Raw genomic sequence first — 14,995 nt, forward strand, 5'->3', positions numbered from 1 at the left:
GTCACCTCCAGCAACTCGACCCCGGGGAACGCGGCGATGACGACGGTGCGTGGTTCGGGCATACGGCGATCCTTCCGCCGACCGGCCGTGTCTGCAATGACTGGGTTCTGTCAGATTCGGCCATCGGCCACGGCCGAGGCGGCCGGGTGCCCAGGTTCTTCCGGCCGCGCTGTTCGTGGCCACCGCCAATCCCCTGGAACTCCGGCTGCGGTTCGAACGCTTCCTCAGCGAGCGGCGTACGTCGTTGCAGGACATCGACCTCGACGTGGAGCCCGAGCGGCGCCCGGAGGTGTACGACGCGATCATCAAGCGGTTCGGGCGGGAGCGGACCGCAGTCCCCGGCATGCCCGAGACCTACCGGGGCCGCCACGCCCTGCGGGATACCGGCCTCGCCCCCGGGATTCCGCCGCAGGTAGTCGGCGAGATCGCCAAGAGCTTTCCGCACCTTCGGGCCCGGGACATTCGCGGTGCCTCGGCAGAACTGCCGGAGCTGCGGCAACTCGCTACGGTCCGAAAAGCTCGGGCCGCTGTGGGAGCTCGTCGAAGGCCTGGACGCGCTGCCCCGCCGCTACGCCATGCGTACCTGCGGAGTCATCCTGCCGAACGCGTCGCTGCTGGACCGGCTCCCGGTGCAGCTGGCGTTACCTCCCCCCTGGTTCCCTGACGCGCTTCATCACATTCCCTTCGATTCGGCCACGATGGGACCGTTACTGGGCGGCCTCACACAGTCGTCTCACGCCCGAGCTCGCCGCCCTTACGGTGCCGGCGCACCGCGGCAACGGACACCCCGGGCTCCGCATGCCGCATGACGGAAGGCGCTTCGCGGTCCGCGGCACGCATCGCGGCCCGCAGGGCGGCCACCATGGGCAGCACCTGGGTGTCGGCCGGCTGTCCTGGGGCCGACTGGTCGGAAGCGTGCGGGGGTTGAGAGCCATTCCCCCTGATGGCGAACATCAGATCCAGCGCACCCGCAGGCCCCCACCGCCGTTCGGAAGGGCGAGGGATCTGCCGCAACTGGGTGATTTCCCCACCGTCTTGGTCAGATGTGGCGTGCTCCCCGGCCTCGGCGCGGTGCGGTAGCTCCCGCTTGCGGGGCGCCAAGCCGGTTCGGGCCGACAGCAGCCCGTGGCTCCGTTCCACTTGTGCGACATGGCTGAGCGAGTTCCATGTGGTGGGGCTTTTGGCAATGTCGATGGCCAGACCGACCGGGGGAGGAACTATCTCCATCAGGATGTCGTCTGCGGAGACGGACTCCAGCGCGTCGTTGGCGGCTTTCTTGACCCGGCCCGCCACCAGGTCGGCCGCAATCTGGTAGCTGGCGGTGCGACGGCTGTCCTGCGGCAGAAGGTCGCTGCGGATGACGCAGGTGATGCCCTTCTTTACGCAACCCTCTTTCCAGAGCTTGTACTTCTCGTATTCCACGGAACGCGCTTTCAGATGTCGCTTGAGTTTCCAGGGGTGTTGATGCTTGGCCAGTTCACCCAGATGTTGTGTCAGTTCACCGACCGAACACTTCAGATACAACTCCTGGGTGTCCTTCTCCTTTTCCGAGTAGGACCGCTGGCTGTAGACCTCGAGCTCATCGGCCGCTTTACGCTCCGAGTAGAGCAAATTGCTGTCCAGATCGCGCCGCAGTGCTGCCGGGAAGGCCAGCCGCCCTTTGGCCGCGCCGCGCCCCCAGCCCTCCCACACCATTTTGGCGATATGGCGGGCTTGCTGGACGCCGAGCGGAGGAGAGCCCTCCCCATGTTGGTACGGGTGTACGCCCCGGGCCTGGTGCTCGGCGGTCGCCTGTGTGGTCCACCTGATCTTTTCGACCTGCACCCGGACGTCCTGGGGGTCGAAGTACCCATGGTGGATCTGATGGGCGTGCGTGAGCTGGTGCCCGAGGAGGACCGCCGGGTGGACGGGGTACGGCCCCTCGGCGAAGAAGCGCCGGTAGGGCACGGAGATGAGCGACCAGGTACCGCACCCATTGCCGGCCGACTGAGCGTCGCCGGGCGCCGTCCACCAGTCCCAGCCGTGCCGTCCCACAGCGATGAGAACCTTGAAGTCGCTTGCCGTCTCACCGTTTTCGCCGATCAGAAACTGCTTGGCGCGCTCCTCCGGTGTCGGCCCGGCCCCCCGGTCCGCCGCGGCGTCCCCGGTTCCACCAGCGCTCCGTACCAGGTGGGCGGGCATGGGGGAGGTCTGGGCCAGCTCTTTCAGCAGCCTCGTGGTGGACGGGCTGCCCTCTTCCAGGGCGGTGAACAGCTCCTGGACGTACTGCCGGAAGAGAGAGGTGGGCACCAGGGCACCGGGCGCGGCACTGTCCAGCCGCTCACGGTCGGCTTCCGGGAGCGGTGTGCAGCCCATGGTCCGATCGCCGTAGACGCCCGCTGCCCGCGCCAATGAGACCGCGTCGTGGTCCAGGACGATGCCGATGCCGGGAAGGCCGGGGACGTCGGCGACCGTCGCGACCGGGCCCTGTGCCTGGGACCCCCGCCATCGGAAGGCGATCCGCGTGCCCGGGACCGGTGGTGGTCCGGCGGGCACCGACTGTTCATCGGACGGCCAGTCGGCGGGTTCGAGCAGCTGGGGCGTGCTGTCGTCCTCCGAAAGCTGATCGATCCGCTTTTTGAGGTAGGCGCCGATGTGCCTGGTGTGCCTCATCACCGGATCGACAAGGTCGATCAGCGTGGTGTCGGTGGCTATTTTGAGCGGCTTGGCGATATACGAGCCGATCTTCGCTCCGGCGATGGCGCCGACGGTCATCCCGGGGAGGCCTCCAGGGAAACCAGCCGCCCCGCCCAGGATCCCCCCCGCCACGGGCGGGACGACCCTGGCCGCCATATGAGCCAGCTTGGTCTTGGACCGTTTGCGGCTCCCCTTGGGAAGAAGGTCCTGCCAGTGCTTGATGTCCGGGCCGGCGGCAGCGGTGTTCCGCTCCGCGAGGGTGAATAATTCATAGCCGGCCGACCTCAGTTTGAGATATTTCTCCGGCGGGCTCGGCTTGGTTACCTTCACGGTTTCCGAGGTCTGCGGATCACCGAAACCGATTTTGCACCTCGCTGTCCGCCAGCTACGGGTGACCGCGTTGCCCGAGGCGTTCTTGTTCTTCTGGGAAACCCTCGTCTGCTCCTTCAGCGCCGCACCCAGCACTTCCGGGGCCTCCCATAGCGTGACCTCGTACGAGTACTGAACCGATCCATTGGCCGGCCCCTGGTAGGCGAGGCTGAGCTGTTTGCCCACCGTGCGCTCGGAAGCGCGCTGCACACTACGGCGGGCTTCAGCCGTGGCCTCGGCGGATTCGGCAGCCGTTGTCCCCCGCACGGCGAGTGCGTACTGCTCGGCGAGCTCCGTCGAGATCCGGGTCCGCTCCGGGACGAGCGGTTCCTGGGCCCCGCGGGACGCCTTGGCACCGAGCGTCAGATGCCGTAACTGCTGCCTCTTACCCCGGGCTTCCAGCTCCGAGACGACCATGTCCTTCTCGCTGAAATGATGCAACTCCCAGGTCTGGATCACACCCTTGGCGATCCGCGGGTCATAACGGCCCTGGTGCATCTGACTTCCATGGGTGAGCTGATGCGCCAGGGCGACAGCGGGGTGAATGGTGAACTGCCCCTCGCTGAAGGTCCTCCGGAACGGTACCGAGATGATCGACCACGTACCGGAGCCGTCACTGCATCGCCGGCTGCTGCCCGGTGCCGTCCACCAGTCCCAGCCGTGCAGACCGAGCGCGATCAGGATCCGGATGCCGGAGTCCGTCCCCCGCTCACTGTCACGCAACACCTGCTCCTCGCCCAGGAGGTCGCCCCATTCCCCTCCCTCGGACCGCACGGGCAGAGGAGCACTGGCGAAGCTGTGCACCAGTGCGCGGCCGTCCCCGGTGGCCGCGACTTGTTCCAGCAACTGCTCGACGTATCCTGCGAATTCCTCCCGGGGCCGCCAATCCAGGTGCATTGCATCGATTTTGCGGACCTCTTCGGGAACTGCCGCGGTGCACCCCTGCGTACGCAGTTCGTAAACGCCCGCCTCCTTCGCCAGAGTGCGCGCATCCACGCCCAGAACCACCCCGACCCCCGGGCACACTCGCACAAGAGCGACCTCATGGCGAGCACAGCCCTTCCCCGGCAGTACTACGGTTTCCACGGCGCTAGGCGAATACATGGGAAGCGGTGTCCTCGGCACGCAGGGAGGCCCCCGGCGGAAAGGGCAGTGGTGGTTTGAGCGCCTTGCCGGAACCCGCCAGCAACGCCGGCGAGCCCTGGATGAACAGCTTCTTCGACTGGGGGAGCCGGACGACCTTGGTACAGGGCGTCGGGGGCTTCCGGGACGAGTCCGCACAGCCCACGATCACCATCGATGCCAGGCCGGCCGCCGTGATCACGGGCTCGCCCATGATGAACAGCACCGTCTGCGCCGGTGCGGGCGGCGGCACCCGGCCCGGCGCATGCGGGCAGGTGATCGAGGCCGCTGTGGTCAGTACCGCGGGCATGATCCTCCTTGTGGCCATCGGTTCTTGGCCGTCAGTCGGGACTACGGTGCCGCTGGGGCCAGGCGGCCCAGGCGGCGATACTCATCGGCCATTCCCGCGGCCAGATCGGCGGTGCACACCGGCCGCTCCTCAGCCGCGGCGCGGTAGGCGGCCGCCACCGCCGCATTGCGGATATTGCCGCCCGGCAGGTCGTAGCGGTGGGCCACCAGATCCAAGTCGAGATCGTCGCCGCGTGGGGTTCCGGGACCGAGGCAGCGGTCCCACAAGGCCCGCCGCTGTGCCTCGTCCGGAGCGGGAAAGTGCAGCACCAGGTCGAGCCGGCGCAGGAAAGCCCGGTCGATGTTCCCGGGCAGATTCGTGGTGAGGACGGCGATGCCGTCGAAGGACTCCAGCAGCCCGAGCAGGTGAGCGGTCTGGGTGTTGGCGTGCCGGTCGTGCGCGTTGGAGATGCCGGATCGCTTGCCGAACAGCGCGTCCGCCTCGTCGAACACCAGCACCCCGGCCAGATCGGCGGTGACCGTGAAGATCTGTTCCAAGTTCTTCTCCGTCTCGCCGACGTACTTGTTGACGGTCTGCGCGAGGTTCACCAGGTACAGGTCCAGGCCGAGTTCACCCGCCACCACCTCGGCCGCCAGGGTCTTTCCGGTACCGGATTCTCCGGAGAACATGGCGACGACGCCGCGGCCTCGGCCACCACCCCTGCGCATCCCCCAGTCGCCCAGCACCCGGTCCCGGTAGCGGACCCGGTCCAGCAAGTTCCGCAGTCCTGCCGCACTGTGCTCGGACAGCACCAGGTCGGCCCAGCCGACGGCCGGTTCGATCCGGCGGATCTGCCTGGGCAGCAAGGCCCCGCCGACCAGCCGGACGGCGGTCCGCAGATGCCGGACGGACATGGCGGCGCCCTCGGCCCTGGCCTGCCGGGTCGCCGTGGCCACGATCCGGGGCAGCTCGCCCCTGTCGATCCGGTGTGTTGCCGCGAGGCACTCAAGCTCCTCGGTGGGTACATCCTGACCGTCCAGTGCGGACCGCAACGCGGTGACAACTCCGGCGGGAGTGCTGCCGACCGCGGTCAACAGCACCGGCGGGCGGCGGCTCCAGCGGTGCTCCCAGACGTCGGTTCCATAGAGGACGGTGGGCAGGCCGAGGTCGGTGAGCGCACGCAGCCGGCGTCCCTGAGCGTCCGGGGCGAGCGGGCCTGTGGAGCCTGTGCGGAGCGGACCCAGCACCAACAGGCCTTCACACAGCCCGACTTCGAGTGCGACCGCGGCGGCGAACCGGGCGAAGTCCTCCTCCGGTACATCTGCGAACATCGCACGGACCGCGGGGCGCCCCGCCAGCAGCTCACTGACCCGGTCGGCGGCGGCGACCGCGCTGCGGCCCCGCACATAACGAATTCGCTCCTCCTTCCGGGTCTCCGGCCTCGGCCGGCCCGGTACGACCGAGGCGTACCGCCGCAGCAGCGGGTCCGGCCGATCGTCACCGAGGACATAGCCGATCACCCGGTCGGCCACCCGGACCCCGCGGTGCAGCAACGGGGCCGGGCCGTCATCCACCGATACCAGACCGGACCGGACCAGGCGGCCGTCGGGACCCAGCCGGCTCCTGGCGTCCGGCGACCAGGGCGGCGCACCAGACAGGGCCAGCACCATGCCGACCGAGGGCCGCCCTTCGTACCGCCCGATATCGTGGTAGTAGCTCTCCGCCATGGGGTCGAGTTCCGGCGCCAGCAGGATCAGCAATGCGTCGAGGTCCATGGGCGACAACGCGAAAGTACGCACCAGCCGCCGCAGCCGCGGCTCCTTCCCCGCGGCTGCGGCCTGGTCGGCGAGCTCCTCCAGCTCCGCCCCCGCCGTCCGCTCGTCCCAGGTACCGGGCTGGTCGGCGCCCGTGCGGTGCTGGGCGGCGTCGGCCAGCCGGCGCAGCCGCTCGACCACCAGTCCCACCCGGCCCAGCACATAGGGAAGACCCGGATCGGTGACGGTCACGGCAGCCCCCCGGCGTCCACATCGAGCTCCCGTTCCCGCACGACAAAGACCTTTTCCGCGTCCGGTACCACCGGTACGGTGATCGCCAGCTCCAGGCCGGGGCGCGGCGGAGTGCGCAACGCGTTCCACATCTCCGCCAGTGACCGGCCGTCCGCCTGTGACCGTCCGAACACCGCGGTGGCGGAGCACCCCTGGGGGAACCGGAGCAGCTCGGGGAGCCGGTCGGCGAATGCCGGCAGCACCACCAGCAGTGTGGAGAGCACTCCGTGCTGGTCCTCGGCCTTCTTCGCACGCGCGGTCAACAGGTACGAGAGCGTGTACCAGCGCGGCGCTTGGCGCAGCGTGCCGGAATCCTCGGAGTCCTTGTCGAAGGACGCACCGCCCGTCCGCCTGGGCCGGTCCTCCTGGATGTCGTAGAGGAACGCGTTGACCAGGGTGGGATCGTTGCCGTACACCTCGCCGACCAGTTCTTCGTATCCTTCCGCCGGCACCTCGAAGCTGACCTTGAGGTGGGTTCCGCCGGGCGCCGTCCGCTGCTCCAGGAATTCCTTCAATACCCGGTCCACCGAGCCGATCAGGCCGGTGGCCGGGGGTGTGGTGGACGCTTCGGTGCTCATCGGGCGTCCCCGTCATCGACGGATACGGTGACGGTTACCGAGTCGACGACGGCGAGTTCGTCCTCCTGCGGTGCCCGGCCGTCCACGGTGCCGGTGCTTGCCAGGCCGCCGCACGCCTGCCTGACGGTCTGCTGGACGTCCTCGGCGGTGATGGCCGTGCCCACCGGCCAGCCGGTGCCGTGGTCGCCGCCGGCCAATGGGTGATACCGGTGCAACAGTGCCGCAGTAACCGCTTGCCGCAGGCCGAACCCTTCCGGTCCGTTCGGCACGGTCACCGTCACGGTGATCCTCGCGCTCACAAACACCATGGGCCCGACCGGTACGGTGCCGGCCGCGATCGGCTCCAGCCGTCGGCGGACATCCGTCGCCAGCCCGGCCGCGGCACCGGTCAGGGCGACGGCCGAGACCGCCGACGCGGCGTCATAGCCGACCGCCGGCACGACCAGCACCTGGTGACCGAGCAGTTCGGCCCTTCCCACGCGCGGCAGGCACAAGGCCGCATCCCGGCAGTCCGCCAGGCTGACCACCCTGCCGGACCCGATCCGCCATGGCGAGCTCCGAGCGGTCCGGGCGTCGCGGCCGGCCACCTGCCCGGCCAGGGTCAGCGTGCATGTGTCGTTGCCGGGCCGCAGAGTCCCCGGCGCACCGGCCGGTACTCGGCCGGCGGCGGCGTCGGACACCACATAGCGGCCGACCCTGATGCGTGCCCCGGCGGGCGGGACGGCGCCGAACTGGCGGCGTACCCCGTCCATACCGGTCAGCAGCGGGCCGAACACCACCTCGCCGGCCTGGTGGTCGAGTCGGAAATGCCGGTCGCCGGGGCCGGAGCCGGCGAACGACTCGACCCGGCTCCAGAGCTGACCGACGCCCCATCGGTCGATGGTCTCCAGCAGGGGCTCGTCCTCCTCCTGGACCGGCAAGGGCCGGTGCAACAGCGGGAACCGCTGCCCGGGCTCGCCCGTGGAGACGCCGGCGTCCTCGGGGCCCTGGTGGACTCCACGCACCGCACCGACCGTTCCCGAGGGCAGGTTCCAGATGTGGACACCGGGGACCGCCGTCGGTTCGGCGGTCGGCACCACCAGGCAGTAACGGCCCGGCGCCGGTGACCCCTTGGGCAGCGGCGCCGCCGGGGCCGGGAGCCGGAGGCGCAGACGGCCCGGCGGGTGGGCCGTCGGCTGCTCCGCGACTGTCGGCATCCAGCCCCGGGCCGTCCACACCTTTGCCTGCCCGGTCCATGGCGGGGTGTGCGGAGGGCCGCTCGGCCAGTCCGTCACGACCACGATGGTGCCACCGTCCGGTTCGGTCATAAACGGAAGCAGGAGCCCGCACTCGGGGAGTTCATGCATGACCTGCTCCGCCCAGTCCGGCCGCTTCGGGATGAAATACGGGATCGGCTTCGGTGCCGGTGACAGGCCGGGGGCGCGCCGCAGGTTCGCATCGACCAGCCTTGTCACGGTCAGCGCGCAGGTGCCCTCGGTGGTGGGCAGGCAGATGGCGTACCTCCCTGCGCCGGGAACGCCGTCCGGTAGCCGTGCCGCGCGCACATTGTCACGGCTGCGGAAGGTGAGCCGCCCCGACCGGTGCAGGGCGTCGGTGGTGTCCCCGGTCTCCAGCGGCCACCAGCCCACCTCGTCCTGGTAGCCGATCGTGTACGGAGCGCCCCAGAGGTACGCGGCCCGGTCCGCCCTCCAGCGAATGGTGCCGGACGGACGGATCATCACCTCGGCCACGAGGTTGACCAGGACATCGGCCACGTCCGGACTCCATGGCGCGCCGGGGTCGGCATGGCCTTGCGGAGCACCGTCGAAGGTCAGCAGCAGGCCGTGCTCCCCCAGGACGGCCGTGCCGGCCTGGTCGTCGGCGGACAGCCGGTCCCACTGCGGCTGCGGTGGGAAGATCTGGTAGGGCGTCGGGGTCCCGGCCCCGAGCTCGGAGCCGATGAACCCGTGCGGCATGGTGAAGACCACGGTTTCCGCGCCGGGCAGCCCGACCACGACCTCGGCACCGGCCGGGATCTCCACCTGGTCATGAGAGACCGGCTCGACCAGGAACTCGGCCATGGCCGGCACGGACGGCACATAGGTGATGTCGCCGATCACCCGGTCCAGGGCCTGTTCCGGTACCCGGTTGACGTTGCGCCGGAGTTTGGCCGCCATGTGGGCCCACACCTCGATGAGTTCGGTACCGGCGTCACCGGCCTGGCCGGTCCATTCCGGGAGCTTCGCCTGTACGGCCGCCCGGCCGTCGGCAGCGATGGACCGCGGGTCGGCGCTGACGATCTCGCTCATGACGGGTCTTCCTCGATCTCGACCAGCAGTCCGGCGGGCATGTGCTGCCCCACCACCCATGTGGCCACCTCGCGGTCGGCGGCGGGAACCGTGCGGCGCAGGCGGACCAGCAGCGTTCCACTGCTGTCCGCCCAGCTCAGGTACTCCCAGCCGTAGGCGGACAGATCGGTGGCCAGTCCTGCCGCGGTCCCCCGGCGCCGGTTGACCGTGCCTGCCACGGTCAGCGCTGCCCGCAGCTGCGCCTCCGGCACGCTGTGCGGCGGAATCCGGGCACCCGCTGCCAGCCAGTCCAGCATCGGCCCGGGCGTGGTTGCCGGATCGAGGTAGTACTCCAGGTTGTCCAGCGCCTCCGCGGCCGGTCGCACCATCGCACACAGGCCCGCGGCGAACGCCTGGGCCACCCGGTCGTCGGCCAGGACCGCGGGCAGATTCACCGGCGGGCAGCTCACCTCGGCTCACCTTCTGTATGCGGGATCTGGTAGAAGGGCACGACCAGGTTGCGCGGGCTGTTACCGGTGCACAGCCGGTAGCGGAGCAGGATGTCCAGGCGGCCGCGCAGCGGATCGGGGGTGGCGGTCACATCGTCCAGTACCACCCGCGGCTCCCACCGTTCCACCGCCTTGCGCACCTCGTAGGCGGCGGCACCCGCCGCCCGGGCGTCCAGGGGCCGGAAGGTCAGCTCGCGCAGCGAGCAGCCGTAGTCCGGGCGCATCCAGCGCTCCTGCAGACTGGTACGCACCAGCAGCCGCAGGCATTTGTCCACGTTGTCCGCTCCGGATACGAGCGCGACGCGCCCGTGCGTGATCCGGACCGGGTGGCTCCAGCCGGTGCCGAGATGATCCATCACGTCGCCCCGTCGTTGATCGTCACGGTGGTGCCCAGCAGCGAGACCTCCTGCAGCCGCCGCCGCACGGCGTCGCACACGCCGGCCTCCTCGCAGCGCACGGTCACCCTGGCCTCCCTGGCCGGCGCGCTGCCGGTGATCACGGCGGAGGCGTCCTGCACGCCCGGGACCGCCCGTGCGTGCCAGACGTAGTCGGCCGCGGTGACCGCGCGGTCCCGGACGCCCCAGCCGCCGAGGCGTATTCCGGCGAGTGCGTCGGCCAACGCCGGCCGCGGCACGACGGGCGCCGGGGCGACCGGCATCGCGGCGACCGGGGCGTCCTGAGTGACCTGGACGTCCTGGTACGGCGCCGCCAGCGAGGTGAAGGTGCCGACCGGGACCGTGGCCCCGTCATCGGGGAACACGGCGAAAACCGGGGCGTGTTCGGGCGGCACCTCGCCGAACTCGCCCGCGTCCTCCCGGAGTCCGGGATTGAACCGGATCTCCTGAGTGAGCGGGTCGTGGACACATGGTTGCCCCGGGCCCGGTTTGACCGGGAAGGAGTCGAGAACCGAATACGGCGTCCCGCCCACCACTACCCGTACCGGCCGCTCCGGACAGCCGAAGCGCTGTCCGTACCGGCCGTCTCCGGTACCGAGCAGAAGCCGGCGTCCTTCGATCACCGCGCGTACCGGCACGGCCGCGGCCGGAAACCGGACACCGTCCGCGCATTCCCGCCTGCTTATGGTGAATTCGGGCGCCCCGGGCCGAGGAATCAGGAAGAACCAGTATTCACCGGGGCGCCACTGCTGCGGCGGGTCCTCACACATCCGGGCAAGGAGCAATTTCGCTCGGCTATCGTCCTGCCTCATGTCAACCGCCGCCAGTTGCACTCCGGTGAACCAGCTGGCATCCCACCCTTCCGGCATGTCTCCCCGCACCGGAATCTCGATCGTGCCGGTGGCCGCGCCCTCGACCCGGACTCGCAGCGCCACCATGTGATTCTCACGGGACACCGTCGTGGGCCCGACGACCCGTTGGCAGCCGGTGAGGTCGTTCCGGGCTATCCGCTTCACCCTGTCCTCGACGGGCATGACATCGATCTTGCCGGTCGGATTCTTCACCGATGGCACGACAAACACGTCACAGACCGGGAATGCGGCAGTGGCCACGAACTCGGCCTGCTGGTCGGTCCGCGCGACGTATCCGTCGCCATAAACAGACGCTCCTTCAGGTACCTTCGCCCCGGGGTCGCCAACCAACCGCAGCTTGACGGGCCTTGGTTCGCATCCCCTCCCCGGTACTGCAGGAGCCGGGTCCAGGCCGAGAAGCCGGAGGACGGCCCACTGCACTCGCTCGGGCAGCGCATCCAGGCGGTAGGACAGCGCATCGACCATCTGCGCACCGGCCTCCAGCAGCACAATGCCCGGATCGGACACATTGTGGTCGGTCCACTGTGGGCAGTGATGCCGCAGATACTGCCGGGCGTCGTCAACGAGATCCTGGAACCGTGCATCATCCAGCGTCATAATTCCCCTCGATCCACCGGACTTCGCGGCCTTCCGGTCCGAAAAGGACGGCCGACGGGTCAGGTGACGTCGATGCGAGTGGACTTGAGGTCGATGGAACTCGCGGAGATTCTGATCCGGCTGGCCCCGGCGGCCAGTTCGACCGTTTTCCCATCGAGAACGAGATCCCCTGTGGTCTTGAGGTGAACCGGGCCGGAGCCGGAGATGGTGATCGCGTTCTTGCCCCGGTCCAGGTGCACGCTGAGCTTCCCGTCGCCGGTGGTGACCAGGACGCCGGAGCCCTCTCCGCTGTCCACCAGCTCGATACGGTCGCCGCAGCGGTCGGCCAGAAAACGGCGGACCACGGTTCCGCCCTCCGTGACCACGGTCTTGGTCGTGCTCGGCTTGTCCTGACCGTTGTAGAGGCCACCGAGCAGATACGGCCGGTCCAGCCGGCCATGCTCGAAGCCGACCAGTACCTCGTCGCCCGCCGCAGGGCAGAACGCGCCCCCGCCCCCCTTGCCACCCCATTCGACGGCACGCATCCAGTCGGTCACATAGGTGTCCGAAAGCCAGGGGAACCTGACTCGGACCCAGCCGCGGCCCCGCACGCCGGGTGGGGTCCGTACCTGGCTCACGATGCCGATGGCCAGCCCCCTCATCCATGCCGTGCGAGGCAGCTCGCGAGCCCAGGCCTGGCCTGCCACGGACAGCGTCACCCTGGTGCGATACCCCTGCCCCGGATCGAACAGATGGCGGCAGGAGGTGACCGTATAGCGCCCGGTGAACGGCTCACCGACACCCGACAGGGCGACCGCGGTACCGGCGTTCAACCCTGGCGACCCGTAAGCGACCGCGACCAGGTCGGCTCGGCTCATTGCCACCGTGGCGGCCACGGACGCGGCGGCGTCGGCGGCTTGCGCATGAGACTGATACGCCCCCTCGCCGATGACCAGTGGCATGTCGTCGCAGCTCGCCGCGGAAGCGGACCGCGGCGACCGGTCCGGGGCCCATTGGGCGCTGTTCGCAGTCCTCGCGGACTCCACGATCGGCTTTTTCGCGGCCAGGTCCCACCCCCGCGCCTCCACCGAGGCCGGCTGCTCGGCGCCGTCGACCACGGCGCGGAGTGAGAGCAGGTTCTTGCCGTACTCGAGTACCTGCTCGCTTTGCCCGCTCGGAGTTGAGGATGCCGGGGCTTCGGCAGCCCTGGGCAACGCCTTGAGGCTCAGCTTGTCGCCGTGCACCGTGACCGCGCCGCCGTGTTCTCGCGCCAGCATGAGCAGGAAGTCCCAGTCGCTGACGTCCGGTTGACACAGGTATTCATAGCGATAAGTGGGGTCCACCTGGCCGGCCTTGAGGCCGGCGCGCCTGGCCAGCTTCGCCACTACTTCACGCACCGTGGTCTTCGGGTATGTGGCGGCCCGCCGTCCGCGCAGCAGCCGGTGGCCGCGGTCCATGCCCCGCAGCACGGTGAACACGCCGGCCGGGTCGCTCTCGGTCTCCAACCCGGTCACCTCGCCGTCGAACAGCGCGGTGCGCTTGCGGTCGGCGGACGTCACCACCGCCACCCGGAGCGCGGTGCCGAGCGTGATCCGGGTCTCCGCCAGCATCCGGTGCCGGGGGTCGGCGAACCGCAGGACGGCCTCGGCCGGCTGGTTGACGGTGTGGTCCACGAAGCCGTCCACAAACGCTGCACTCCACTGGGCCGGCAAGGGGCCGGTGGTGGAGATGACCGGCTCGGCGGCCGGCGGCCGCCCGCTCATCACCCTGCCCACGACGACACATCCCGGATATCGGCCGGCAGCTCCAGGACCGTGCCCGGTACCAGCCTCAGCGGATCGCTGATCTCATTGATCCGGGCCAGCACCCGCCAGAGGGTGGGATCCCCGTACATGCGGTACGCCAGCAACGCCAGGTTCTCCCCTTCCACCAGTTGGTGGCTCTGGTGGGCGGCCGGTGAACCCGAGGTGGGGTTCTGCCCCGGGACCTCGCCGCCGACCTCCTCGACGGTCACCATGCACTCGGCACGCAACGGTGTACCGTCCTTGGCGAACCGGGTCAGCCGGGCCTGCAGCGACAGCATCCGGGCGTTGAACCGGGTGGTCTGGTCCTTGCCCCATTCCAGCCGCACCCATGGCGGCTGGCCGATGTGTTCGGCCGCGCTCGCCTGGGTGGGCACACAGCAGGACAACAGCATGTCGACCTGGTGCTGCACCGTGCTCTCCCGGTTGTCGCCCGCGTCGAAGAACAGCCGCAGGCTCATCGACTTCGGCTGCGCGCCGGTGAACGAGCCGCGGGCCGCGGTCGTCGCACCGGCCGCGGGCTGGTAGGCCCAGGTGGCCGCCTTGGTGATGCTCAGATCGGTCGGATTGAAGGTGGGCATGACCGTCGCCCGCTCCCGGCCGGGCGTGTTCGCCTTGCCCGCCGGGGGATCGAAGATGCGGAGGATGGCTCGGACCAGTTCCGCCATGGTGTTCCGGTCACCTTCCCGTCCGGACATCGATGATGCCGTGATGGCAGAGTTCCAGCCGCTCCACCGTGCCGCGCACGTCGTCGACCGTGAAGGACGGGCCGGACCAACGGACCGGCAGCACGTCGGCAAGTGTCCAGTGGATCAGCGGTTTTCCATCCGTGCGGAGGGCCTGGATCTCCGCGCCGGTCCGGCACACCCGCTCCACCTGCGGGCGCAGCCATTGCCACACCTTGGCCGTGTCCCTGGTGACCGGCCGGGTGAGCACGATGTTCGGGTATCTCAACCGTGTCGGCAGCCACCACACCCGGTCGTTCATGCCGCCCTCCCGGTACTCCTCGAGTTCGATCTCACAGCCCAGGCCGTCACAGCTGGCGAAGGCGCCCAGGTTCCGCGGGCCGACCGTGACACGGAACCGGGGGGTGAGCAGGACTTCCTCGTCCGCCAAGGGACTCACCTCCTCGGGGTCAGAGCCGGCCGAGCCGGCCGGAAACGCGTCCGGCCAATGGGCGTGGCCCGTCCCGTCGGCGCGTGGCCAGTTCGTGCCGGACCAGCTCGCCGAGGACCGGTGTCAGCGCTCGGGCCATCTCCTCGACCGATGGCACCGGCGTACCGGTGGCCGGGGGAGCGACGCCGAAGGGGGCGACACCGAGAGGGGCAGCCGGACCGGGGGACGGCATCGGGTCGGTCATGGGGGTACTGCTGCCCGGCCGGCACCGTGGTCCGGCCGCGTGAGCGGTCGGCTCTCCCCTGCCGTCCGCACCGGCATCCGGCACCACCACGCCCGGCCTCCGGCCCGGCGGCAGCGTTGGCCCTGTCCGCCCCGC

The 14,995-nt window shown here is 69.8% G+C and carries 11 protein-coding genes and 1 pseudogene; 1 reads left to right on the plus strand and 11 read right to left on the minus strand.

The features are described from left to right. Positions 1–145 precede the first annotated feature (145 nt). Positions 146–635: pseudogene (locus tag AB0K09_RS18970) on the plus strand (DNA polymerase III subunit alpha); the annotation flags it as partial. A gap of 85 nt (positions 636–720) precedes the next feature. On the opposite strand, the gene AB0K09_RS18975 reads toward AB0K09_RS18970, so the two are convergent. The 11 genes from AB0K09_RS18975 to AB0K09_RS19025 form a co-directional block, all read right to left on the minus strand. Beyond that, positions 721–4,041, minus strand: a complete 3,321-nt coding sequence (locus AB0K09_RS18975) for a hypothetical protein (RefSeq protein ID WP_366066524.1) — start codon at positions 4,039–4,041, stop codon at positions 721–723. 94 nt (positions 4,042–4,135) lie between these two features. Further along, positions 4,136–4,477, minus strand: a complete 342-nt coding sequence (locus AB0K09_RS18980) for a hypothetical protein (RefSeq protein ID WP_366066525.1) — start codon at positions 4,475–4,477, stop codon at positions 4,136–4,138. Between the two features lie 41 nt (positions 4,478–4,518). Next, positions 4,519–6,462, minus strand: a complete 1,944-nt coding sequence (locus AB0K09_RS18985) for an ATP-binding protein (RefSeq protein ID WP_366066526.1) — start codon at positions 6,460–6,462, stop codon at positions 4,519–4,521. After that, positions 6,459–7,079 (minus strand): Pvc16 family protein, encoded by a 621-nt coding sequence (locus AB0K09_RS18990; RefSeq protein ID WP_366066527.1) that lies wholly within the window; start codon positions 7,077–7,079, stop codon positions 6,459–6,461. Before AB0K09_RS18990 ends, AB0K09_RS18985 begins: the two co-directional genes overlap by 4 nt. Next, positions 7,076–9,367: a hypothetical protein gene (locus tag AB0K09_RS18995; protein WP_366066528.1), complete on the minus strand. Its 2,292-nt coding sequence runs from the start codon at positions 9,365–9,367 to the stop codon at positions 7,076–7,078. Before AB0K09_RS18995 ends, AB0K09_RS18990 begins: the two co-directional genes overlap by 4 nt. Beyond that, the gene (locus AB0K09_RS19000; protein WP_366066529.1) at positions 9,364–9,801 is read right to left on the minus strand and encodes a phage tail protein; all 438 of its coding nucleotides are present in this window, start codon (positions 9,799–9,801) and stop codon (positions 9,364–9,366) included. Before AB0K09_RS19000 ends, AB0K09_RS18995 begins: the two co-directional genes overlap by 4 nt. A gap of 11 nt (positions 9,802–9,812) precedes the next feature. Beyond that, positions 9,813–10,211, minus strand: a complete 399-nt coding sequence (locus AB0K09_RS19005) for a GPW/gp25 family protein (RefSeq protein ID WP_366066530.1) — start codon at positions 10,209–10,211, stop codon at positions 9,813–9,815. Next, a complete protein-coding gene (locus AB0K09_RS19010) occupies positions 10,211–11,719 on the minus strand; it encodes a hypothetical protein (RefSeq protein WP_366066531.1) in 1,509 nt (502 codons plus the stop codon). The genes AB0K09_RS19005 and AB0K09_RS19010 overlap by 1 nt, the downstream gene beginning before the upstream one ends. Before the next feature lie 59 nt (positions 11,720–11,778). Then, positions 11,779–13,473 carry a VgrG-related protein gene (locus AB0K09_RS19015; RefSeq protein ID WP_366066532.1) on the minus strand — a complete coding sequence of 565 codons (1,695 nt, stop codon included), beginning with the start codon at positions 13,471–13,473 and terminating at the stop codon, positions 11,779–11,781. Further along, on the minus strand, positions 13,461–14,168 hold the full coding sequence (locus AB0K09_RS19020) for a peptidase M23 (protein WP_366066533.1): 708 nt from the start codon (positions 14,166–14,168) through the stop codon (positions 13,461–13,463). The genes AB0K09_RS19015 and AB0K09_RS19020 overlap by 13 nt, the downstream gene beginning before the upstream one ends. Positions 14,169–14,178: 10 nt before the next feature. Further along, positions 14,179–14,616 (minus strand): phage tail protein, encoded by a 438-nt coding sequence (locus AB0K09_RS19025; protein WP_366066534.1) that lies wholly within the window; start codon positions 14,614–14,616, stop codon positions 14,179–14,181. Positions 14,617–14,995: the final 379 nt, after the last annotated feature.

It is taken from the genome of Streptomyces sp. NPDC049577, from assembly GCF_040675635.1.
Taxonomy (GTDB): domain Bacteria; phylum Actinomycetota; class Actinomycetes; order Streptomycetales; family Streptomycetaceae; genus Streptomyces.

Coding starts and splice junctions, on each gene's coding strand:
- AB0K09_RS18980 (WP_366066525.1), bottom strand. CDS start 4,477: ATGCCCGCGGTACTGACCACAGCGGCCTCGATCACCTGCCCGCATGCG.
- AB0K09_RS18990 (WP_366066527.1), bottom strand. CDS start 7,079: ATGAGCACCGAAGCGTCCACCACACCCCCGGCCACCGGCCTGATCGGC.
- AB0K09_RS18995 (WP_366066528.1), bottom strand. CDS start 9,367: ATGAGCGAGATCGTCAGCGCCGACCCGCGGTCCATCGCTGCCGACGGC.
- AB0K09_RS19005 (WP_366066530.1), bottom strand. CDS start 10,211: ATGGATCATCTCGGCACCGGCTGGAGCCACCCGGTCCGGATCACGCAC.
- AB0K09_RS19010 (WP_366066531.1), bottom strand. CDS start 11,719: ATGACGCTGGATGATGCACGGTTCCAGGATCTCGTTGACGACGCCCGG.
- AB0K09_RS19020 (WP_366066533.1), bottom strand. CDS start 14,168: ATGGCGGAACTGGTCCGAGCCATCCTCCGCATCTTCGATCCCCCGGCG.